Here is a 20,825-nt window from a genome sequence, read left to right as displayed (position 1 = left end):
ACCGCCGCTGGAGGCGGACGCAGCAATTAATGCAAGCATGCTTGCTTGTTTCCTGGTCCGCTGACATGCTCCTGGGCACACCGCCACGCCCCGAGGGGAGCGCACCGTGTCCGACGCCGCAGCCGTGCTCGACGATCTGCGCAACGAGAGTGATGAACTGGACACGCTCGTCGCGGAGTTGAGCGGCGATCAATGGGCCGGGCCGACCCCCGCCGCAGGCTGGAGCGTCGCCCATCAGATCGCCCATCTGACCTGGACCGACGAGGTCGCCCGGCTCGCCGTCACCGATCCGGACGCCTTCGCGGTGGAGGTGGCCAAGGCCCAGGCAGCCCCCGACAGCTTTGTCGATCAGGCTGCCGAGGAGCTTGTCGCCGTGGAGCCGGCCGCGCTGCTCGCGCGCTGGCGCGACGGGCGTGAGCGGCTCGGGCGCGCCCTGCGCGACGCCCCGCCCGGTACCCGCATCCCGTGGTACGGGCCGCCCATGAGCGTCGCGTCCATGGCGACCGCGCGACTCATGGAGACCTGGGCCCACGGGCAGGACATCGCCGACGCCCTCGGCGTCGTACGCGGCCCGACCGCCCGGCTGCGGCACGTCGCCCGGATCGGGGTGCGGGCCCGTGACTACGCGTTCCTCGCGCGAGGTATCGAGCCGCCCGGCGAGGAGTTCCGGGTCGAACTGGTGGCGCCCGGCGGAGAGTTGATCGCCTATGGGCCCGAGGGTGCCGCGCAGCGTGTCACCGGGCCGCTGTACGACTTCTGTCTGCTCGTCACCCAGCGCGCCCACCGTCTCGACCTGGCCGTGCGCGCCGTCGGGGCCGACGCCGACCAGTGGCTCGACATCGCACAGGCCTTCGCCGGGCCGCCCGGTCCCGGCCGTGCGCCCAAGGGCGGTGCACGGTGACCGCCGCGCCGCTGCGGATCGGGAACGCCTCCGGGTTCTACGGCGACCGCTTCGACGCCGTGCGCGAGATGCTCACCGGTGGCCCCCTCGATGTCCTCACCGGCGACTATCTCGCCGAGCTGACCATGCTCATCCTCGGACGGAGCAGGCTGGGGGACCCGAACCGCGGGTACGCCACCACCTTCCTGCGCCAGCTCGAAGAGGGTCTCGGGCTCGCGCAGGAGCGCGGGGTGAAGATCGTCGCCAACGCCGGAGGGCTCAACCCGGCCGGACTGGCCGAAGCGGTCCGGGAGTTGGCGGAGAAGGTGGGAGTGCCGGTGCGCGTCGCGCATGTCGAGGGCGACAGCCTGCCCGTCCCCGACGGGTTCCTCACCGCCAACGCGTACCTCGGGGGCGCGGGCATCGCCGCCTGCCTGCGCGCCGGGGCCGATGTCGTCGTCACCGGCCGGGTCACCGACGCCGCCCTCGTCACGGGACCCGCCGCGGCCCACTTCGGCTGGGAACCCGGCGACCACGACGCGCTCGCCGGTGCCCTCGTCGCCGGGCATGTGCTGGAGTGCGGAACCCAGGCGACCGGCGGGAACTACTCCTTCTTCCGCGACCACGACGTCCGTCGGCCCGGCTTCCCGCTCGCCGAGATCCACGCCGACGGGACGTCCGTCATCACCAAGCACGACGGTACGGGCGGCGTCGTCGACGTCGGGACCGTCACCGCCCAGCTGCTGTACGAGACCGGAGGCGCCCGGTACGCCGGACCGGACGTGACCGCCCGGCTCGACACCGTACGGCTGACGCAGGAGGGACCGGACCGCGTACGGATCTCCGGAGTGCGCGGCGAGGCCCCGCCGCCCACGCTCAAGGTCGGGCTCAACCGAATCGGCGGCTGGCGCAACGAGGTCGTCTTCGTGCTCACCGGACTCGACATCGAGGCCAAGGCCCGGCTGGTGCAGGACCAGTTCGCGGAGGCGCTCGCCCGGACCGGGAAGGAGCCCGACGAGGTGCGGTGGGAGCTGGCCCGTACCGACAGGGCCGACGCCGACACCGAGGAGACCGCCGGCGCCCTGCTCCGGCTCGTCGTCCGCGACCAGGACCCGGAGGCGGTCGGACGCGTCGTCTCCGGGGCCGCGATCGAGCTGGCCCTCGGCAGCTACCCGGGCTTCCATGTCACCGCCCCGCCAGGCAAGGGCGCGCCCTACGGGGTGTTCGAGGCGAGGTACGTACCGGCGGGAGAGGTCGACAACGTCGCCGTACTGCCGGACGGGCGGCGGGAGAACATGGCAACACCGGTACATGTGAGGGAACTTGAGGGTGTGGAGGAGCCCGCTCTTCCCGAGCCGCTGCCCACAGGGATCACCCGGCTCGCCCCCCTCGGCCGCATCGCGGGCGCCCGCAGCGGCGACAAGGGCGGGGACGCCAACGTCGGCGTCTGGGTCCGTGCCGACGACGCCTGGCGCTGGCTCGCGCATGAGCTCACCGTCGAACGTTTCCAGGAACTGCTCCCGGAAACGGCCGAGTTGACCGTCGTACGGCACGTCCTGCCGAACCTCCGCGCCCTGAACTTCGTCGTCCACGGCCTCCTCGGCGATGGCGTCGCAGCGCAGGCCCGTTTCGATCCGCAGGCCAAGGCGGTGGGGGAGTGGCTGCGGTCCAGGCACCTCCCCGTCCCCGTGAACCTGCTCGAATCCACCGACGCACCGGAGGCGCACGCATGACCGTCCTGGCCAGCGGGCTCGACACCGCGAGCCCCGAATACGCCGCCCACCGGGCTGCCATGCTCGCCAAGCTCGCCGAGCTCGACACCGAGCACTCCAAGGCCCTCGCGGGCGGCGGCGAGAAGTACATCGAGCGGCACCGGGGGCGCGGCAAGCTCCTCGCCCGGGAACGGATCGAGCTGCTCGTCGACCCCGACACCCCGTTCCTGGAACTGTCGCCGCTCGCCGCCTGGGGCAGCGAGTACGCGGTGGGCGCCTCGCTCGTCACCGGCATCGGCGTCGTCGAGGGCGTGGAGTGCCTGATCACCGCCAACGACCCGACCGTACGCGGTGGCGCCTCCAACCCCTGGACGCTGAAGAAGGCACTCCGCGCCAACGAGATCGCCTTCGCCAACCGTCTTCCGTGCATCAGTCTCGTCGAGTCGGGCGGGGCGGACCTGCCGTCCCAGAAGGAGATCTTCATTCCCGGCGGTGCGCTGTTCCGCGACCTCACCCGGCTCTCCGCCGCCGGAATCCCGACCGTGGCGGTCGTCTTCGGGAACTCGACCGCCGGCGGCGCCTACGTCCCCGGCATGTCCGACCACACCGTCATGATCAAGGAGCAGTCCAAGGTCTTCCTCGGTGGACCGCCGCTCGTGAAGATGGCGACCGGCGAGGAGAGCGACGACGAGTCCCTCGGCGGCGCCGACATGCACGCCCGCACCTCCGGGCTCGCCGACCATTTCGCCGTCGACGAGCACGACGCGCTCCGCCAGGCGCGGCGGATCGTCGCCCGGCTCAACTGGCGCAAGGCACACGCCGATCCGGGCCCCGCCGAACCGCCGAAGTACGACGAGGAGGAGCTCCTCGGCATCGTGCCCGACGATCTCAAGGTCCCGTTCGATCCGCGCGAGGTCATCGCCCGGCTCGTCGACGGCTCGGACTTCGACACGTTCAAACCGCTGTACGGGACGAGCCTCGTCACCGGCTGGGCCCGGCTGCACGGCTACCCCGTCGGCATCCTCGCCAACGCCCAGGGCGTGCTGTTCAGCGAGGAGTCGCAGAAGGCCGCCCAGTTCATCCAGCTCGCCAACCAGCGCGACATCCCCCTCCTTTTCCTGCACAACACCACCGGCTACATGGTCGGCAAGGAGTACGAACAGGGCGGCATCATCAAGCACGGCGCGATGATGATCAACGCGGTGTCGAACTCCAGGGTCCCCCACCTGTCCGTCCTGATGGGCGCCTCGTACGGGGCCGGGCACTACGGCATGTGCGGGCGCGCCTACGACCCCCGCTTCCTCTTCGCCTGGCCGGGCAGCAAATCCGCCGTCATGGGACCGCAGCAACTCGCGGGCGTGCTGTCCATCGTCGCCCGCGCCTCCGCCGCCGCCAAGGGGCGGCCGTACGACGACGAGGCCGACGCCGCACTCCGCGCCATGGTCGAGCAGCAGATCGAGACCGAGTCGCTGCCGATGTTCCTCTCCGGGCGGCTGTACGACGACGGGGTCATCGACCCGCGCGACACCAGGACCGTCCTCGGGATCTGCCTGTCCGCGATCCACACCGCCCCGGTCGAAGGCGCCCGCGGCGGCTTCGGCATCTTCCGGATGTGAGGCCCAGATGATCTCCACTCTGCTCGTCGCGAACCGGGGCGAGATCGCCTGCCGGATCTTCCGGACCTGCCGCGCCCTGGGCATCGCCACCGTCGCCGTGCACTCCGACGCGGATGCCGACGCGCTGCATGTCAGGGAGGCGGACGCGGCCGTACGGCTGCCGGGGGCCGCCCCCGCCGACACATATCTGCGCGGTGATCTCGTCGTACGTGCCGCGCTCGCCGCGGGCGCCGACGCCGTGCACCCCGGCTACGGGTTCCTCTCCGAGAACGCCGGGTTCGCCCGGGCCGTGCAGGACGCCGGCCTCCTCTGGGTCGGTCCGCCGGTCAAGGCCATCGAGATGATGGCGTCCAAGACCCGCGCCAAGGAGCTGATGGCCGCCGCCGACGTGCCGCTGCTCTCCCCCGTCGACCCGGCGAAGGCGACCGCGGACGATCTGCCGCTGCTGCTGAAGGCCGCGGCCGGTGGCGGCGGGCGCGGGATGCGGGTCGTACGGGAACTGGGCGCGCTGCCCGGCGAGATGGCGGCCGCCACGGCCGAGGCGGCGAACGCCTTCGGGGACGGGGAAGTCTTCGCCGAGCCGTACGTCGAGCGCGGCCGGCACGTCGAGGTCCAGATCATGGCCGACGAGCACGGCACCGTATGGGCGCTCGGCACCCGCGACTGCTCGCTCCAGCGGCGTCACCAGAAGGTCATCGAGGAAGCACCCGCACCCGGCCTCGACGAGGCGCTGCGCACCCGGCTGCACGACGCGGCGACCGCCGCCGCCCGAGCCGTCGGCTACCGCGGCGCGGGCACCGTCGAGTTCCTCGTCACCGCCGACGGGCGCCCCTGCTTCCTGGAGATGAACACCCGCCTCCAGGTCGAACACCCCGTCACCGAAGCCGTCTTCGGACTCGACCTCGTCGCCCTGCAGCTGTCCGTCGCCGAAGGCGAACCCCTCCCGGCCGCCACACCCCCCGCCCCGCACGGGCACGCCGTCGAGGCCCGGCTCTACGCCGAGGACCCCGCCCACGACTGGCAGCCCAGGACCGGGCCGCTGCACACCCTCGACGTACCGGACGAACCCGGACTGCGCCTGGACACCGGGTACACCGGCGGCGACACCATCGGCGTGCACTACGACCCGATGCTCGCCAAGGTCATCGCCCACGCCCCCACACGCACCCAGGCCGTCCGGCTCCTCGCCCGCGCCCTGGAGCGCGCCCGCATCCACGGGCCGGCCACCAACCGCGACCTGCTCGTACGGTCCCTGCGCCACCCCGACTTCACCGGCGCCCGCCTCGACACCGGCTTCTACGAACGCCACCTGGACGCCCTCACCGCCACCCCCGACGGCTCCGCGGACCGGAACCTCGCCGCCCTCGCCGCAACCGCCGCCGACGCCACTCGCCACCGCGCGGCGGCATCCACCCCGGCCACGGGGTCCCGATTCGGCGCCTGGCGCAATGTCCCCTCCCAGCCCCAGACCAGGCGCTACCGCAGCGAACCCGACGGCACCGAACACGAGATCGCCTACCGCACCACCCGCAGCGGCGCGATCGAAGCCCCCGGCGCCCGGATCCTCACCGTCACCCCCGAGCACGTCACCCTCGAGACGGACGACGGCGTCACCCACCGTTTCCGCCTCGCCACCCACCACGACCGGGTGTACGTGGACGGCGCCACCCGCTCGTACACCTTCACCGCCCTGCCCCGCTTCACCGAACCCACCGGCCGCACCGACCCCGGCTCCCTGCTCGCCCCCATGCCGGGCACCGTCGTCCGGCTCGCGGACGGACTCGTGGCGGGCGCGGCGGTCGAGGCGGGGCAGCCGCTGATCTGGCTGGAGGCGATGAAGATGGAACACCGCATTCTCGCCCCCGCCTCCGGCACCCTCACCGCACTGCATGCCGCACCCGGCCTCCAGGTGGAGGTCGGCGCCCTGCTCGCCGTCGTTCAGGAGGAACCGACCCCATGAGTACCGTCCTCGAAACCGAAGAGCAGCAAGCCCTGCGCGCCGCCGTCGCCGCACTCGGAAAGCGGTACGGGCGCGACTACATGACCTCCGTGGTGCGCGACGGAGCCCACCCCCGCGAACTGTGGACCGAAGCGGCCAAGCTCGGCTACCTCGGGGTGAACCTCCCGGAGGAGTACGGCGGTGGTGGCAGTGGCATGGCCGAACTCTCCATCGTCCTGGAGGAATTGGGAGCTGCGGGCTGTCCGCTGCTGATGATGGTCGTCTCCCCGGCGATCTGCGGCACCGTCATCGCCCGCTTCGGCACCGACACCCAGAAGCAGCAGTGGCTCCCCGGCCTCGCGGACGGCTCCCTCATCATGGCCTTCGGCATCACCGAACCCGATGCCGGGTCCAACTCCCACCGCATCACCACCACCGCCCGCCGCGACGGCGAGGACTGGCTGCTCACCGGGCGGAAGGTCTTCGTCTCCGGCGTCGACATCGCCGACGCCACCCTCGTCGTCGGCCGCACCGAGGACGCCAGGACGGGGAAGCTCAAGCCCTGTCTCTTCATCGTCCCGCGCGACGCCCCCGGCTTCCGGCGCTCGCAGATCGACATGGAACTCCAAGCGCCGGAGAAGCAGTTCGAGCTCGTCCTCGACGACGTGCGGCTGCCCGCCGACGCCCTCGTCGGAGGGGGTACCTCCCGCTCGGGCGAAGCCGGGAGCGGGGGAGAGGACGCGGGTCTGCTCCAGCTCTTCGCCGGACTGAACCCCGAACGCATCATGACCGCCGCGTTCGCTCTCGGCATGGGGCGTTACGCGCTCGGCCGCGCCGTCGAGTACGCGCGGACCCGTCAGGTGTGGAAGGAGCCCATCGGCTCCCACCAGGCCATCGCCCATCCCCTCGCCCAGGCACACATCGAACTCGAACTGGCCCGCCTGATGATGCAGAAGGCCGCCAGACTGTACGACGAGGGCGACGACATCGGCGCGGGCGAAGCCGCGAACATGGCGAAATACGCCGCCGCCGAAGCCTGCGTGAAGGCCGTCGACCAGGCCGTGCACACCCTCGGCGGCAACGGCCTCACCCGCGAGTACGGGCTCGCGTCCCTGATCACCGCCGCCCGCGTCGCCCGGATCGCACCCGTCAGCCGGGAAATGATCCTGAACTACGTTTCCCACCAGTCCCTGGGTCTCCCCAAGTCCTACTGACAGGAGGGACCCTGTCCCTCCACCCGCCGTATCGAAGGGACCCGCCATGGTGAACGTGTTCCGCAGCGAGTACGCAGACGTCCAGCCGCTCGACCTGCCCATCCATGACGCGGTCCTCGGGCAGGCCGCCGGCACCCACGGCGACACGGTCGCCCTGATCGACGGCACCGACGGCACCACCACCCTCACCTACCGGCAGCTCGACACCTTCCACCGGCGGATCGCGGCGGCGCTCGCCGCCGCCGGGGTCCGCAAGGGCGACGTCGTCGCCCTGCACAGCCCCAACACCCTTGCCTACCCAGCCGTGTTCTTCGGAGCCACCCGGGCAGGCGCGACCGTCACCACCGTGCACCCGCTCGCCACGGCGGAGGAGTTCGCCAAACAACTCCGCGACTCCTCCGCCCGGTGGATCGTCACCGTCTCCGCCCTTCTCGGAACCGCCCGCCGCGCCGCCGAACTCGTCGGCGGCATCGAGGAGATATTCCTCTGCGACCGGGCCGACGGACACACCTCCGTCCTCGACATGCTGGGCTCCACCGCCCCCGAACCGCAGATCGCCATCGACCCGGCGGAGGACATCGCCGCACTGCCGTACTCCTCCGGCACCACCGGCACGCCCAAGGGCGTGATGCTCACCCACCGCTCCATGGCCACCAACCTGGAACAGCTGCGACCGTTCATCCCGATGAACCCCGGCCACCGGATCCTGGCCGTCCTGCCGTTCTTCCACATCTACGGGCTCACCGCTCTGATGAACGCCCCGCTGCGGCTCGGCGCCACCGTCGTCGTCCTGCCGCGCTTCGACCTCGTCCAGTTCCTCACCGCGATCGAGAAGCACCGGATCAGCGGGCTGTACGTGGCCCCGCCGATCGTGCTGGCCCTCGCCAAGCACCCGGCCGTCGCCCAGTACGACCTGTCGTCGCTGGAGTACGTCGTCAGCGCCGCCGCCCCGCTCGACGCCGAACTCGCCGCCGCCTGCTCCCGGCGCCTGGGACTGCCGCCGGTACGGCAGGCGTACGGCATGACGGAACTCTCACCCGGCACCCATGTCGTCCCGCTCGCCGCCGAGAACCCTCCGGCCGGCGCCGTCGGGAAACTCCTGCCCAGCACCGAGATGCGCATCGCCTCCCTCGACGACCCGGACCGCGACGCCGGGATCGACACCGACGGCGAGGTGCTCATCCGCGGCCCGCAGGTGATGAAGGGCTACCTCGGCCGGCCCGACGCCACCGCCGACATGATCGACGCCGACGGGTGGGTGCACACCGGCGACATCGGCCGCGTCGACGCCGACGGCTGGCTGTCCGTCGTCGACCGGGTCAAGGAACTCATCAAGTACAAGGGCTACCAGGTCGCCCCCGCCGAACTCGAAGCCCTGCTGCTCGGCCATCCGTCGATCGCGGACGCCGCCGTCATCGGGGTGTACGACACGGACGGCAACGAAGTCCCCAAGGCGTATCTGGTCCGGCAGTCGGGAGTCACCGCCGCCGACCTCACCGCGGACGACGTCATGGCGTACGTCGCCGAGCGCGTCGCCCCGTACAAGAAGGTCCGGCGGGTGGAATTCATCGACGCCGTACCGAGGGCCACCTCCGGAAAGATCCTCCGGCGCGAACTGCGCGACCGGGAGAAGGCCAACGAGAAGGTCGGCGAGAGGGCGGAAGAGGCATGAAACCGGTCCGCACCGGCCGCGAGCGCGGGATCGCCACCGTACGGCTGGACTCACCGACGAACCGCAACGCGCTCTCCGCACGGCTCGTCGCCGAACTCCACGAAGCGCTCGCCGCCTACGGCGGGGACGAGACCGTACGCGCCGTCGTCCTCACCCACACCGGCACCACGTTCTGCGCCGGCGCCGACCTGGGCGCACCCCCGGAGCCCGAGGCGTTCGTCGCCCTGATGCGACAGATCGTGACCCTGCCCAAACCGGTCGTGGCCCGCGTCGACGGACATGTCCGGGCCGGCGGACTCGGCCTCCTCGCGGCCTGCGACATCTCTGTCGCCGGACCCGCCTCCACCTTCGCCCTCACGGAGTCCCGGCTCGGCCTCGCCCCCGCCGTGATCTCGATGCCCCTGCTGCCCCGCATCGACCCCAGGGCCGCCGCCCGCTACTACCTCACCGGAGAACGGTTCGACGCGACCGAAGCGGCCCGCATCTCCCTCGTCACCATCGCCGCCGAGGACGTCGACAAAGCACTCGTACCCGTACTGGACGGACTGCGCCGGGCCTCACCGCAGGGGCTGGCAGCATCGAAGGAGCTGGTCACAGCTACTGTGCGGGAGAGTTTCGACCAGTACGCCGAAGACCTCATCGCCCGCTCGGCAGCACTCTTCGCCTCCGCCGAGGCACGGGAGGGGATGACAGCCTTCCTCGAACGACGGGACCCCGCATGGGTGTTGTGACGCCCCCCACCGACAGGACCCCCAAGCAGGACCGCAGCCGCGCCACCCGCCAACGGCTGCTCGAAGCCGCGGTCGCCTGCCTCGCCGAACACGGCTGGGCGGGCTCCACGGTCTCCGTCGTCGCCGAACACGCCGGGGTCTCCCGAGGTGCCGCCCAGCACCACTTCCCCACCCGCGAGGACCTGTTCACCGCCGCTGTCGAATACGTCGCCGAGGAACGCTCCGCCGCCCTGCGCGCACTGCCCGTCCAGGGCCGTACGGCTGTCGTCGCAGCCCTCGTCGATCTCTACACCGGCCCGCTCTTCCGCGCCGCCCTCCAGCTCTGGGTCGCCGCGTCCAACGAATCGCAGCTCCGCCCCCGCGTCACCGAACTCGAAGCCCGTGTCGGCCGCGAGACCCACCGCATCGCCGTCGAACTCCTCGCCGCCGACGAGACGAAGCCCGGCGCACGCGAAACCGTCCAGGGGCTCCTCGACATGGCCCGCGGCCTCGGGCTGGCCAACGTGCTGACCGATGACACCGCCCGGCGTCAGAGGGTCGTGGCACAGTGGGCGGCGCTGGTGGACGACGCACTCGACTGACCTTGGGGGACCTGTGGGTGACCACTTCCAGACGATCGTCGACCTCGACGCCACCGAGCAGGACGCCGCACCACTCGGCGCCGGGCTCCTCGACTGGCTGATCGCCGAAGGAATCGTCAGCGCCGAGCGCACCGACTGCGTCCTCGACGGAGACGGCTACGGCAACGCACCTGGTCCGAACTACGCCAAGGCCGTCGACGACCCGGAACCGGTCGACCTGTGGAGCAACGGCGTCCACGTCGCGACCGGACGCACCGTCTTCGACAGCGGCCAGGGCGACGCGGGAGCCGCCACCTGCCCGCTCTGCGCCACCGAGATCCGCCTCGTCGACGACACCTGGTGCCCCGTCGACAGTGCCTGGGCCCCGCTCGCGGGCCGGCTCGGCGCCTGGGCGAACGGCGGCGAAGGCATCGTGGAGTGCCCCTCCTGCCGTCGGCCCTCCGGCATCGACCGCTGGAGCTGGGAGGACGACTACTACGCCTGTGGGCAGCTCGGCCTCACCTTCTGGAACTGGGCGGAGCTGACCCACGGCTTCGAACAGGAGGTGCGGCGCCGCCTCGGCGGACACCGCACCGTCACTCTCCGCGGCAAGCTCTAGTGCCCCTCCCGGCAAGCTTTGCCCCGTCGCGCCGCCCGGCACGCACGCTCGCCGCGTTGGCCAAAAGCCCTGGTAGCTCCTTCCCCAAGCTCTCAACTCCGTTCGAGCAGGGGAGACCCCATCCAAGGACTTCCGGCCGCCTTGCGATCGCACGCACCGGACGACGCTCCTCATGGGGCAAACATTGCCGGTCACGGCATTAGTGTTCGGATGCCGCCGGGCTTGCGCGGTACCGGGACCGTCAGTTCCCCAGATCCGTGATCTGCTCGAACCCCTCGATCTCCCGGGGGTCACGCGGTCCCGGGCCGACATACCTCGCCGACGGTCGCACCAGCCGCCCCGTGCGCTTCTGCTCCAGGATGTGCGCCGACCAGCCCGCCGTACGCGCACACGTGAACATCGACGTGAACATGTGCGCCGGGACCTCCGCGAAGTCCAGCATGATCGCCGCCCAGAACTCCACATTCGTCGCCAGCACCCGGTCCGGCCGCCGCGCGTGCAACTCCTCCAGCGCGGCCCTCTCCAGCGCCTCCGCCACCTCGAACCGCGGCGCACCCAGCTCCTTCGCGGTCCGCCGCAGCACGCGCGCCCGCGGGTCCTCGGCCCGGTAGACCCGGTGCCCGAAGCCCATCAGCCGCTCACCCTTGTCCAGGGCCTTCTTCACGTACGCGGTGGCGTCACCGGTCCGCTCGATCTCCTCGATCATGCCGAGGACCCGGGACGGGGCGCCGCCGTGCAGCGGACCCGACATCGCGCCCACCGCACCGGACAGCGCGGCCGCCACGTCGGCGCCGGTCGACGCGATGACCCGGGCGGTGAACGTGGACGCGTTCATGCCGTGCTCGGCGGCCGACGTCCAGTACGCGTCGACGGCTTTGACGTGCTTCGGGTCCGGCTCGCCGCGCCAGCGGATCATGAACCGCTCGACGACGGACTGCGCCTTGTCGATCTCGCTCTGCGGGACCATCGGCAGCCCCTGCCCGCGCGCCGACTGGGCGACGTACGACAGTGCCATCACGGCGGCCCGCGCCAGATCGTTGCGGGCGGTTTCCTCGTCGATGTCGAGGAGCGGCTTCAGCCCCCAGACCGGCGCCAGCATGGCCAGCGCGGACTGCACATCGACACGGATGTCACCCGAGTGGACCGGGATCGGGAACGGCTCGGCGGGCGGCAGCCCGGGTTTGAACGCCCCGTCGACCAGCAGACCCCACACGTTTCCGAACGACACATGACCGACGAGATCCTCGATGTCGACCCCGCGGTAGCGGAGCGAGCCGCCTTCCTTGTCGGGCTCGGCGATCTCCGTCTCGAACGCGATGACTCCTTCGAGTCCGGGTACGAAGTCGGACATCATGGGCTCCCCTCGATCGACGGCTGTACGGAGGCCACAGTGGCCTGCCCCAAGATATTGGCGGGTTCCCACGATGCGGGGAAGCGTGACATCCGGCACAGCCACCCACTTCATCCGAGCGCGATTGGCACCCCTCCTTACCGGGCAGACTCGGCCCCTGCGGCAGGATGACCCCGTGCCCACCGCAGATTCCCCTTCCGATTCCACCACCGATCCGGCCGCGATGCGCGAGCAGTACCGCTCCGAGGGCTTCACCGAGGACACGCTCGATGCCAACCCGATTCAGCAGTTCGCCCACTGGTTCCGGCAGATCGCCGCAGGTGGAATGGTCTACGAGCCGAACGCCATGGTGGTCTCCACAGCCACCCCCGACGGCCGCCCCTCCTCCCGGACGGTGCTGCTGAAGAAGTACGACGACCGCGGTTTCGTCTTCTTCACCAACTACGCCTCCCGCAAGGGCCGCGAGCTGACCGCCAACCCGTACGTCTCCCTGCTCTTCCCCTGGCACCCGCTGGCCCGCCAGGTCATCGTCACCGGCACTGCGGCGCGTGTCGCCCGCGAGGAGACGGTCGCCTACTTCCGTACCCGCCCCCACGGCTCCCAGCTGGGCGCCTGGGCGAGCGAGCAGTCGACGGTCATCGGCTCCCGCCAGGAACTCATCGACCGGTACGAGGAACTGGCGGCCCGCTACCCGGAGGGCGAGCACATCCCCGCACCCCCCGAGTGGGGCGGCTTCCGGGTCGTACCGGAGACGATCGAGTTCTGGCAGGGCCACGAGAACCGTCTCCACGACCGGCTGCGGTACGTACGCGAGGGTGAGGGCTGGCGAGTGGAACGCCTCTGCCCCTGACCGGCCCCGAACACGCAGAAACCCGCGGGCTCTGGTCCCTCCTTGCGGAGGAGCCGGCCGGATCTACCGGCGAGCCCGCGGGTCGGTGACTGCTTGGGTTTCGGCAGACAGCCTGCCGAGGTGCACGATGTGCGACGACGGGCTGTCAGCCCGCAGCCACCTCACGAATCCGATAAGACTGCACTTTTCGGATCACCTCCTTTCAACGTGTACAACACACACTAGGAACCTCTCCGGGACCGCACAACCCATTTATCGAGATCTTTCGGAGTACCGATTTCCCGGAACTCGATGTGCGCTGAGTCACGTTCGAGTTCAATGATCTGACGTGTGGCAACGGCGGACACGTCCGGCAGGGGGTCCGGGATGAGCGCTTCCAGGAGCAGTGGGATCACCGACGCGCTCGGGCCCGAACCCATCCCCGGGTCGGAGCTGCTCGCGGCGCTGCTCGACGGTATGGACGCGGCGCTCTGCGCGTTCGACGCGGGCGGTGCGATCACCCACTGGAACCGGGAGGCCGAGCGGATTCTCGGCTGGACCGCCGAGGAAGCGGTGGGGCGGCCGGGGTTCGCGGGATGGGCGGTGCGCCATGCGGACGCGGGTGAGGTGCACGGGCGGTTGATGGCGGCCATGGACGCGCCGGGCCGCCAGGTCCACGAGTTCGCGCTGCTGCGCAAGGACGGCGGCCGGGTGCTCGTACGGACCCAGGCGGCCGGGGTGCGGGGCGCGGACGGGAAGCCGGCCGGGGTCTACTGCGCATTCGGCGAGGTGCACGCGCAGATCGACCTGGAGCGGTCGATCGCCCTCAGCGAGGCGTTGTTCGAGGACGCCTCCTGGGGCGTGGTCCTCGTCGACGTGGACCTGCGGCCGACGGTCGTCAACGCCTATGCGGCGCGGGCGCTCGGCGGCGGCCGTACGACGATGCTGGGGCGCCCGCTCGGAGAGCTCCTCGTGCAGGGTGTCGAGGACCTGGAGGGCGCGCTGCAGCACGTCCTCGCCGAGGGGCCGCCGCCCGCGCCCGCCGACCTGTGGGTGACGCTGCGGACGGCGGAGGGGGACCGGCGGCGCTGCTGGCACAGCGGGTTCCTGCAGCTGGCGTCGCCGCTCGCGGAGGAGCCGGTTCCGCTGGGCGTCGGCTGGCTGTTCCAGGACGTGACGGCGGAGCGGCTGGCGGCGCAGGAGGCTGACCGGGTGCGGTTCCGGTCGAACCAGCTGCACCGGGCGTGCCGGTCGGCGGCCGAGTGCGAGGACCCGATGGAGGCGGCGACGTCCTACCTGGACTACGCACTTGCGGGCTTCGCCGACCATGCGCTGATCGACCTGATGGCGGGGGCGCGGCTGGTCCGGGCGGCGGCGACGCCGACCGACGCCCCCGGCCCGTGTCAGCCCGTGGCGGCGGGCGGCATCCCGCTCCGCTACGCCCCGGGCCACCCGGCGCTCCAGGCGGTGGACCGCACGGGCTCGGTCCGCGTGAGCGCCGGTGCGGCTCCGGGGGGAGGGGCCTGGGCGGCGGACCGTCAGTGGCCGGGCGACTCGGTCCATGCCCTGTGCGCGGTGCTGCGGAGCCGGGGTCGGACGCTGGGCGTGGTGACGTTCCTCCGGGCGGCGAACCGCAGCCCTTTCGAACGCCAGGACGCGACGTACGCGGAGAGCGTGGCGGCCCGGGTGGCAACAGCGGTGGACCTGTCCCGGGCACTGGCCGCAACCACCTAGTGCCCCTCCCGGCAAGCTTTGCCCCGTCGCACCGCCCGGCACGCGCTCCCCCAAGGCCTTAAGGGCCAGGGGGGACCCCCTTCCGCGTTGGCCAAAAGCCCTGGTAGCTCCTTCCCCAAGCTCTCAACTCCGTTCGAGCAGGGGAGACCCCATCCAAGGACTTCCGGCCGCCTTGCGATCGCACGCACCGGACGGCGCCCCTCATGGGGCAAACATTGCCGGTCAAGGCACCAGCGCCGGCCGATCCGGCCCGTCCGGTGTGCGAGGAGGACGGAAGCCATCACCCGGGGAAGCCGCAGCCCCTCCTCAGTGCCGGTAGAAGATCCGATCCGCGTACTCCGCCATCACGCGCCCGTTCCACTCATGTCCGCCGTCGACGTTCCCCGACCGCAGCAGCGGCGGCTCGATCCCCCGCTCGACCAATCGCTCCGCGGCCGTCGCCATCATGGCCTGCATCACCGCACTGGTGACCACCGTCGACGCGGGCGCGAACGGCGCCTCGACGCCCTTCGTCGTCAGCTCCGCGTCGCCGATCGCGATCTTGCTGTCGATGACGATGTCGCAGTGGTCCCGCAGGAACCCGCCCGAGACGTGCCGCGACCGGGTCTCGTCCGCGTAGGCGACCGACGTGACACCGATGACCTTCAGGCCGAGTGCCCGCGCGTTGACCGCCATTTCGACGGGCAACGCGTTGCGCCCGGAGAGCGAGATGATCACCAGCAGGTCGCCGGCGCTCGCCGGGCTGGAGTCGAGCACGGCGCCGGCCAGTCCCTCGACCCGTTCCAGCGCGGAGCCGAGCGTCGCCGGCATGACGTCGACGCCGAGCGTGCCGGGCACGGCGAGCAGGTTCATCAGGGCCAGTCCACCGGCCCGGTAGACGACGTCCTGGGCGGCGAGGGACGAGTGGCCGGCGCCGAACGCGAAGAGCCGGCCACCCGCTTCGACGGTGTCGGCGATCGCGGCCCCGGCTGCCGCGATCGGGCCGGCCTCCTCGTCGCGTACCCGCTCCAGCAGGCCGATCGCTGCATCGAAGAACTGACCGGCCAGCATGCTGTCGCTCATCGAGGAGGCCCTTTCCGCAGGGGTGGGGGTGTCCGTGCCGCGGATCACGTTGCGGTCTGGACCAGTGACCTGTCAATACCGTCCGGGACGTACACGGACGGTCGGGGGTTCGGTCGGCACGGCACGGTTGTCAGCGGTATGCGTCAGAATTGCTTGAGGGCCAGCGCACGACGTTTTTCATGTCACAGCATCGAGGGGCACGAATGTCCGGACTGATCGACACAACGGAGATGTATCTCCGCACCATCCTCGAACTCGAAGAGGAAGGCGTCGTTCCCATGCGCGCCCGGATCGCGGAACGGCTGGACCAGAGCGGTCCGACGGTCAGCCAGACGGTGGCGCGGATGGAGCGCGACGGTCTGGTGCAGGTCGCGGGCGACCGGCATCTGGAGCTGACGGAGGAGGGCCGCCGGCTGGCGACCCGGGTGATGCGCAAGCACCGCCTCGCCGAGTGCCTGCTCGTCGACGTGATCGGCCTGGAGTGGGAGCAGGTGCACGCCGAGGCCTGCCGCTGGGAGCACGTGATGAGCGAGGCGGTGGAGCGGCGGGTGCTGGAGCTGCTGCGGCACCCGACGGAGTCCCCGTACGGAAATCCGATCCCGGGCCTGGAGGAGCTGGGCGAGAAGGCCGAGGCCGACCCGTTCCTGAACGACGGCATGGTGAGCCTGTCCGAGCTCGACCCGGGCTCCGACGGCAAGACCGTGGTGGTGCGCCGGATCGGTGAGCCGATCCAGACGGACGCCCAGCTGATGTATACGTTGCGGCGGGCGGGCGTGCAGCCCGGTTCCGTGGTCAGCGTGACGCAGTCGCCGGGCGGGGTGCTGGTCGGCAGCAGCGGTGAGGCGGCGGAGCTGGACTCCGAGGTCGCCTCGCACGTGTTCGTGGCCAAGCGCTGACCGGAGGCGGCGCGGGAGGGCCGCACGTGGACCGCACGCCGACCCGTACGAAGGAAGCCGAAGCGTAACGTCCGGTTTCCGTTTTTCCGTCCCGAATGGCAGCGGCCGGGCGCATCGCGTGCCAGGCTGTGGCTGAGCCATACCTGAGAGTGTCGGCCGCCCGGCCATGCGGTCGGGGAGGGAGCATCGGATGCGCCCGTCGTACTGGCATATGCAGCAGAGGGCGGCTGCCACGAACACGAACACCCTGACCGCCCCGCCCGTCCGGGCTGCCCACACGACCGCGGCCCCGCATGTCTCGGCCCCGGTCCCGCACGCCCCCCGGACACGGGAGGGCCCCGGCGCCGCGCGGCGCCGGGGCCTCTCCTCCCCTGTTCCGACCTGGAGCCCCGAGCTCTCAAGGTCGGTCCCCACGGACCCTCATCCCCGAGTGGTCCGCCTCCCGGAGAAGATCTCCCCACCGCGGGCGACGTCAATCCTTGGAAGGGGTCACTCGAACGAGGGGTGTTGCGAGCCGAACACCGATTTTCGAATACAGGTTCGATAGTCTGGCGTGACGCGACCACACGGCGATCGAGCAGTTGTCGAGGACCAGAAGGGGGTGCCAGGACCTATGGTGCGGCGCATCGATGTAACCGGATCCGACGGCGTACGCCTCGCGGCCTGGGAGTTCGCAGACCCGCCCAAGGAGCGCACAGAGGGCGTGCGCGCCCCCGCGGTCTTACTGCTTCATGGACTGATGGGCCGGGCCTCCCACTGGGCCTCCACCACCCGCTGGCTCGCCGAGCGGCACCGGGCGGTCGGCCTCGACCAGCGGGGGCACGGCCGCAGCGAGAAACCCGTCGAAGGCCCGTACACGCGTGAGGCGTACGTCGCCGATGCCGAGGCGGCGATCGAACAGCTCGGTCTCGCCCCCGTCACCGTCGTCGGCCATTCGATGGGTGCCCTCACCGCCTGGCAGCTCGCCGCGAAGCGCCCCGATCTGGTTCGCGCCCTGATCATCTGCGACATGCGGGCCTCCGCGCTCGGCGCGGCCTCGCAGCGGGAGTGGGAGGACTGGTTCAAGTCCTGGCCGGTGCCGTTCGCGACGCTCTCCGACGTGCGGAAGTGGTTCGGCGAGGACGACCCCTGGGTGGAGCGGCCGAACCCCGCCCGCGGCGAGTTCTTCGCCGAGGTGATGGCCGAGCGCGCCGACGGCTGGCGCCCCGTCTTCTCCCGCCGCCAGATGCTCCAGTCCCGTGCGACATGGGTGTACGACGCGCACTGGGAGGAGCTGGCACAGGTCCTGTGCCCGACGCTGGTGCTCCGCGGTCTGGACGGCGAGCTGGGCCGGGCGGAGGCCCAGGAGATGGTCCGCGTACTGCCGCGCGGACAGTACGCGGAGGTGGCGGACGCCGGCCATCTCGTCCACTACGACCAGCCGGAGGGCTGGCGCGCCGCGGTCGAACCGTTCCTGGAGCAGTTCGCCGAGGACCCTCGGAACGACCGCGAGCCCGTCTCCCCGTGACGGAGCGGCCCCGCCCGGCCCGCGTCACCCCTTGCTGACCGCCGCCAGGATCTCGGGCAGCCGGTTCGCCGTGCGCGGTGCGGCCAGCCGCAGCCCCGCCCAGGCGACCAGCGCCCCGTACGCGCTGCCGACCGGCAGCAGCACCCACAACCAGTCCTCCGCGTCGATCAGATGCAGCCAGATCGTCGCCACGATCACCGGCGCGCACAGCAGCGCCGCCGAGACCATGCCGCCGAAGATCGAGATCCAGGCGAGCCCGGCCTGCCCCGGTGCCACGTTCTTGAACCCGCTGTCCTGAGGGATCGAGTACGGGAAGTTGGCCGACGCCAGTGCCCCCGTCGCCAGCATCGCGCCCAGCAGGGCGAGCGACAGCCCTATGGCGCCCGGCAGCTTCTCCCAGTCGCCGAGCACCGCCGCCGTCACCACGGTCACCAGCACCGTGTACGGGAGAGTGATCACCAGCAACGCCGCCGCCCGACCCCGCAGTTCGAGGTAGGCGTCCCGGGTGGAGGAGATCGTCAGCGCCACCATCCAGAACGCCGAGGTGTCCTGCCCGAACTGGTTGTACATCTGGATGCCGAGCATCCCAGCGGCGAAGCAGGCGAAGTAGACCGAGCCGGTGCCCTGCACCGCGTTGAGCAGCGGCACGATCAGCCCGATGGCGAGCGCCGTCACCCAGGCGGCCTTCGTCTTCGGGTCCCGTGCCACGTACCGCAGACTGCGCCGTATCACCGTCCCCGTGCGCCCCTCGGGCAGCAGTGCGGAGAGCCGGGAGCCGCCCCTGCCGGACTTCTCCCGGGCCGTTCCGGCGGCGGCCAGCGTGGAACCGTCAGGGGCGGTCATCAGCTTCACCAGACTCCGCTGCCACAGCCACACCAGTGCACCCAGCGCCGCGACGGAGAGCAGCAGTTGTGCCACGGCCCGCCCGTACGACCCCTGCGCCGCCGAGTCCACCGCACCGATCGCCGAGGCGGGCGGCAGCCAGCGCACCACGTCCGCCGCCGGGTCGAGCGTGGCGAGGCCACCGGACCGGCCGAGCCGCTGCGCACCGAAGTTGACGACCTGGATGCCGACCGCGACCACGAGTCCGCTGAGAACCGCCAGATCACGGCCCTTGCGGGAGCTCAGCAGCCGGGTGTTGGCCGTGGCGACGGCCCGCGCCAGGGCGACGCACACCACCAGTGTCAGCGGCACGGCGACCACCGCGCACACCACGGCCGCCGCCCCGTGCGCCACCGCGAACACCGACCCGGCCGCCAGGCAGAGCGTGAACAGCGGTCCGACGCCGACGAGCGACGCCACCAGCAGCGCCCCGACCAGTGGGCGCGGCCGCAGCGGCAGCATCACGAGCCGGCTCGGGTCGAGGGTTTCGTCGCCGCTGGGGAAGAAGAGCGGCATCACCGCCCAGCCGAGCGCCAGCACCCCGGTCAGCAGGACCGTCAGGGAACCCGCGTGGGCGTGGCCGCGCAGTGCGGCCAGCGCGATGAGCTGGCCCGCCGCGAAGAGCAGGGTGAGGACGACGGACGAGATGTACGCGACCCGTCTGCCGGAGGACTGCCGCAGCCCGTTGCGCAGCAGCGTCAGCTTGAGCCGTACGAAGACGCGGACGAGCCGTTCGCCGCCGGCAGCGGGGCGGGCGGCGGAGGTGACGGGTGTGTCGAGCACGCTCATCGGGCGCCGCCCAGCCAGTCGAGGGAGTCGCCGGTGTCCCGGCCGCCCGCGCCGACGAGTTCGAGGAACGCGTCCTGCAGCGACGGCGCCTTGCCGCGCACCTCGGCGAGGGTGCCGTGCGCCCGGATCGTGCCGCCCGCCATGACGGCCACCCAGTCGCACAGCGACTCGACGAGCTCCATCACATGGCTGGAGAAGACGACGGTCGCCCCCGAGCGGGTGTACCGCTCCAGGACCCCGCGGATGGTCTGCGCCGAGACGGGGTCGACGCCCTCGAACGGCTCGTCCAGAAACAGCACGTCGGGGTTGTGCAGCAGCGCCGCGGCGAGCCCGATCTTCTTCCGCATGCCGGTCGAGTAGTCGACGACCAGCTTGTTCCGGGAGCCCGCCAGGTCGAGCACGTCCAGCAGCTGGTCGGCCCTCTTGTCGACCTCGGCGCCCGGCAGCCCGCGCAACCGTCCGGTGTACGCGAGGAGTTCGCGGCCCGAGAGGCGTTCGAAGAGCCGCAGCCCCTCCGGCAGGACGCCGATCCTGGCCTTCACCTCGACCGGGTCCCGCCAGACGTCGTGCCCGCCGACCTCGACCGTGCCGTGGTCGGGACGGAGCAGCCCGGTCACCATCGACAGCGTGGTCGTCTTGCCCGCGCCGTTGGGTCCGACCAGACCGATGAACTTGCCTGCGGGCAGCTCCAGATCGATGCCGGCGACCGCGACCTGCGCCCCGAACCGCTTCCACAAGCCCTGTACGCGAACGGCGGGCGGCGTCGTTCGCGCCCCGCCCGCCTCCACCGCCCCGTGCGATCCCGCCGTGTTCCGGTCCGACATGGTGCTCC

17 protein-coding genes are annotated in these 20,825 nt (G+C 71.4%); 13 read left to right on the top strand and 4 right to left on the bottom strand.

Translation table 11 applies throughout. The annotated features are described in order from the left end of the window. Positions 1 to 106 precede the first annotated feature (106 nt). Genes ACFU8W_RS25830 through ACFU8W_RS25790 form a run of 9 tightly spaced genes read left to right on the top strand, consistent with a single transcriptional unit; the run spans position 107 to position 10,943 of the window. Positions 107 to 901 carry a TIGR03084 family metal-binding protein gene (locus ACFU8W_RS25830; protein ID WP_384041549.1) on the top strand — a complete coding sequence of 265 codons (795 nt, stop codon included), beginning with the start codon at positions 107 to 109 and terminating at the stop codon, positions 899 to 901. Beyond that, positions 898 to 2,613: an acyclic terpene utilization AtuA family protein gene (locus ACFU8W_RS25825; protein WP_384041546.1), complete on the top strand. Its 1,716-nt coding sequence runs from the start codon at positions 898 to 900 to the stop codon at positions 2,611 to 2,613. The genes ACFU8W_RS25830 and ACFU8W_RS25825 overlap by 4 nt, the downstream gene beginning before the upstream one ends. Then, positions 2,610 to 4,208, top strand: coding sequence for an acyl-CoA carboxylase subunit beta (locus ACFU8W_RS25820; protein ID WP_384041543.1), 1,599 nt, complete (start codon positions 2,610 to 2,612; stop codon positions 4,206 to 4,208). Before ACFU8W_RS25825 ends, ACFU8W_RS25820 begins: the two co-directional genes overlap by 4 nt. Positions 4,209 to 4,215: 7 nt before the next feature. After that, a complete protein-coding gene (locus ACFU8W_RS25815) occupies positions 4,216 to 6,168 on the top strand; it encodes a biotin carboxylase N-terminal domain-containing protein (RefSeq protein ID WP_384041540.1) in 1,953 nt (650 codons plus the stop codon). After that, the gene (locus ACFU8W_RS25810; protein ID WP_384041538.1) at positions 6,165 to 7,361 is read left to right on the top strand and encodes an acyl-CoA dehydrogenase family protein; all 1,197 of its coding nucleotides are present in this window, start codon (positions 6,165 to 6,167) and stop codon (positions 7,359 to 7,361) included. The genes ACFU8W_RS25815 and ACFU8W_RS25810 overlap by 4 nt, the downstream gene beginning before the upstream one ends. A 46-nt stretch (positions 7,362 to 7,407) precedes the next feature. Beyond that, positions 7,408 to 9,033 carry a 4-coumarate--CoA ligase family protein gene (locus ACFU8W_RS25805; RefSeq protein ID WP_384041535.1) on the top strand — a complete coding sequence of 542 codons (1,626 nt, stop codon included), beginning with the start codon at positions 7,408 to 7,410 and terminating at the stop codon, positions 9,031 to 9,033. Beyond that, positions 9,030 to 9,764: an enoyl-CoA hydratase family protein gene (locus ACFU8W_RS25800; protein WP_384041532.1), complete on the top strand. Its 735-nt coding sequence runs from the start codon at positions 9,030 to 9,032 to the stop codon at positions 9,762 to 9,764. Before ACFU8W_RS25805 ends, ACFU8W_RS25800 begins: the two co-directional genes overlap by 4 nt. Continuing rightward, complete coding sequence (locus ACFU8W_RS25795) at positions 9,752 to 10,345, top strand: TetR/AcrR family transcriptional regulator (protein WP_384041529.1); 594 nt, start codon at positions 9,752 to 9,754, stop codon at positions 10,343 to 10,345. The genes ACFU8W_RS25800 and ACFU8W_RS25795 overlap by 13 nt, the downstream gene beginning before the upstream one ends. A gap of 13 nt (positions 10,346 to 10,358) precedes the next feature. Continuing rightward, positions 10,359 to 10,943: a hypothetical protein gene (locus tag ACFU8W_RS25790; RefSeq protein WP_384041526.1), complete on the top strand. Its 585-nt coding sequence runs from the start codon at positions 10,359 to 10,361 to the stop codon at positions 10,941 to 10,943. A gap of 241 nt (positions 10,944 to 11,184) precedes the next feature. Here the strand turns inward: ACFU8W_RS25790 and ACFU8W_RS25785 are convergent, their stop codons facing one another. After that, the gene (locus tag ACFU8W_RS25785; protein WP_384041590.1) at positions 11,185 to 12,294 is read right to left on the bottom strand and encodes a citrate synthase 2; all 1,110 of its coding nucleotides are present in this window, start codon (positions 12,292 to 12,294) and stop codon (positions 11,185 to 11,187) included. Positions 12,295 to 12,517: 223 nt separating this feature from the next. Between ACFU8W_RS25785 and pdxH the strand changes: the two genes are divergently transcribed. Together pdxH and ACFU8W_RS25775 are read left to right on the top strand one after the other, a co-directional pair. Further along, entirely contained in the window at positions 12,518 to 13,144 is a 627-nt protein-coding gene (gene pdxH / locus ACFU8W_RS25780) for a pyridoxamine 5'-phosphate oxidase (protein WP_384041587.1), read from the top strand. A 366-nt stretch (positions 13,145 to 13,510) separates the two neighbouring features. Continuing rightward, a complete protein-coding gene (locus tag ACFU8W_RS25775) occupies positions 13,511 to 14,857 on the top strand; it encodes a PAS domain-containing protein (RefSeq protein ID WP_384041523.1) in 1,347 nt (448 codons plus the stop codon). A gap of 306 nt (positions 14,858 to 15,163) precedes the next feature. On the opposite strand, the gene ACFU8W_RS25770 is transcribed toward ACFU8W_RS25775, so the two are convergent. After that, complete coding sequence (locus ACFU8W_RS25770; RefSeq protein ID WP_384041519.1) at positions 15,164 to 15,919, bottom strand: SIS domain-containing protein; 756 nt, start codon at positions 15,917 to 15,919, stop codon at positions 15,164 to 15,166. Between the two features lie 203 nt (positions 15,920 to 16,122). On the opposite strand from ACFU8W_RS25770, the gene ACFU8W_RS25765 reads away from it, so the two are divergent. Further along, positions 16,123 to 16,815 (top strand): metal-dependent transcriptional regulator, encoded by a 693-nt coding sequence (locus ACFU8W_RS25765; protein ID WP_345514820.1) that lies wholly within the window; start codon positions 16,123 to 16,125, stop codon positions 16,813 to 16,815. Positions 16,816 to 17,428: 613 nt separating this feature from the next. Continuing rightward, complete coding sequence (locus ACFU8W_RS25760) at positions 17,429 to 18,322, top strand: alpha/beta fold hydrolase (RefSeq protein ID WP_384041515.1); 894 nt, start codon at positions 17,429 to 17,431, stop codon at positions 18,320 to 18,322. A gap of 24 nt (positions 18,323 to 18,346) precedes the next feature. Here the strand turns inward: ACFU8W_RS25760 and ACFU8W_RS25755 are convergent, their stop codons facing one another. Further along, positions 18,347 to 19,993 carry a transporter gene (locus ACFU8W_RS25755; protein WP_384041512.1) on the bottom strand — a complete coding sequence of 549 codons (1,647 nt, stop codon included), beginning with the start codon at positions 19,991 to 19,993 and terminating at the stop codon, positions 18,347 to 18,349. Next, complete coding sequence (locus ACFU8W_RS25750) at positions 19,990 to 20,817, bottom strand: ABC transporter ATP-binding protein (RefSeq protein ID WP_384041509.1); 828 nt, start codon at positions 20,815 to 20,817, stop codon at positions 19,990 to 19,992. Before ACFU8W_RS25750 ends, ACFU8W_RS25755 begins: the two co-directional genes overlap by 4 nt. Positions 20,818 to 20,825 lie beyond the last annotated feature (8 nt).

Origin of the sequence: Streptomyces sp. NPDC057565 (assembly GCF_042801455.1) — a bacterium.
Taxonomy (GTDB): Bacteria; Actinomycetota; Actinomycetes; order Streptomycetales; family Streptomycetaceae; genus Streptomyces; species Streptomyces yanii.
Note: the sequence above shows the minus strand (reverse complement) of the source record. Positions and strands in the feature narration are given on the sequence as shown.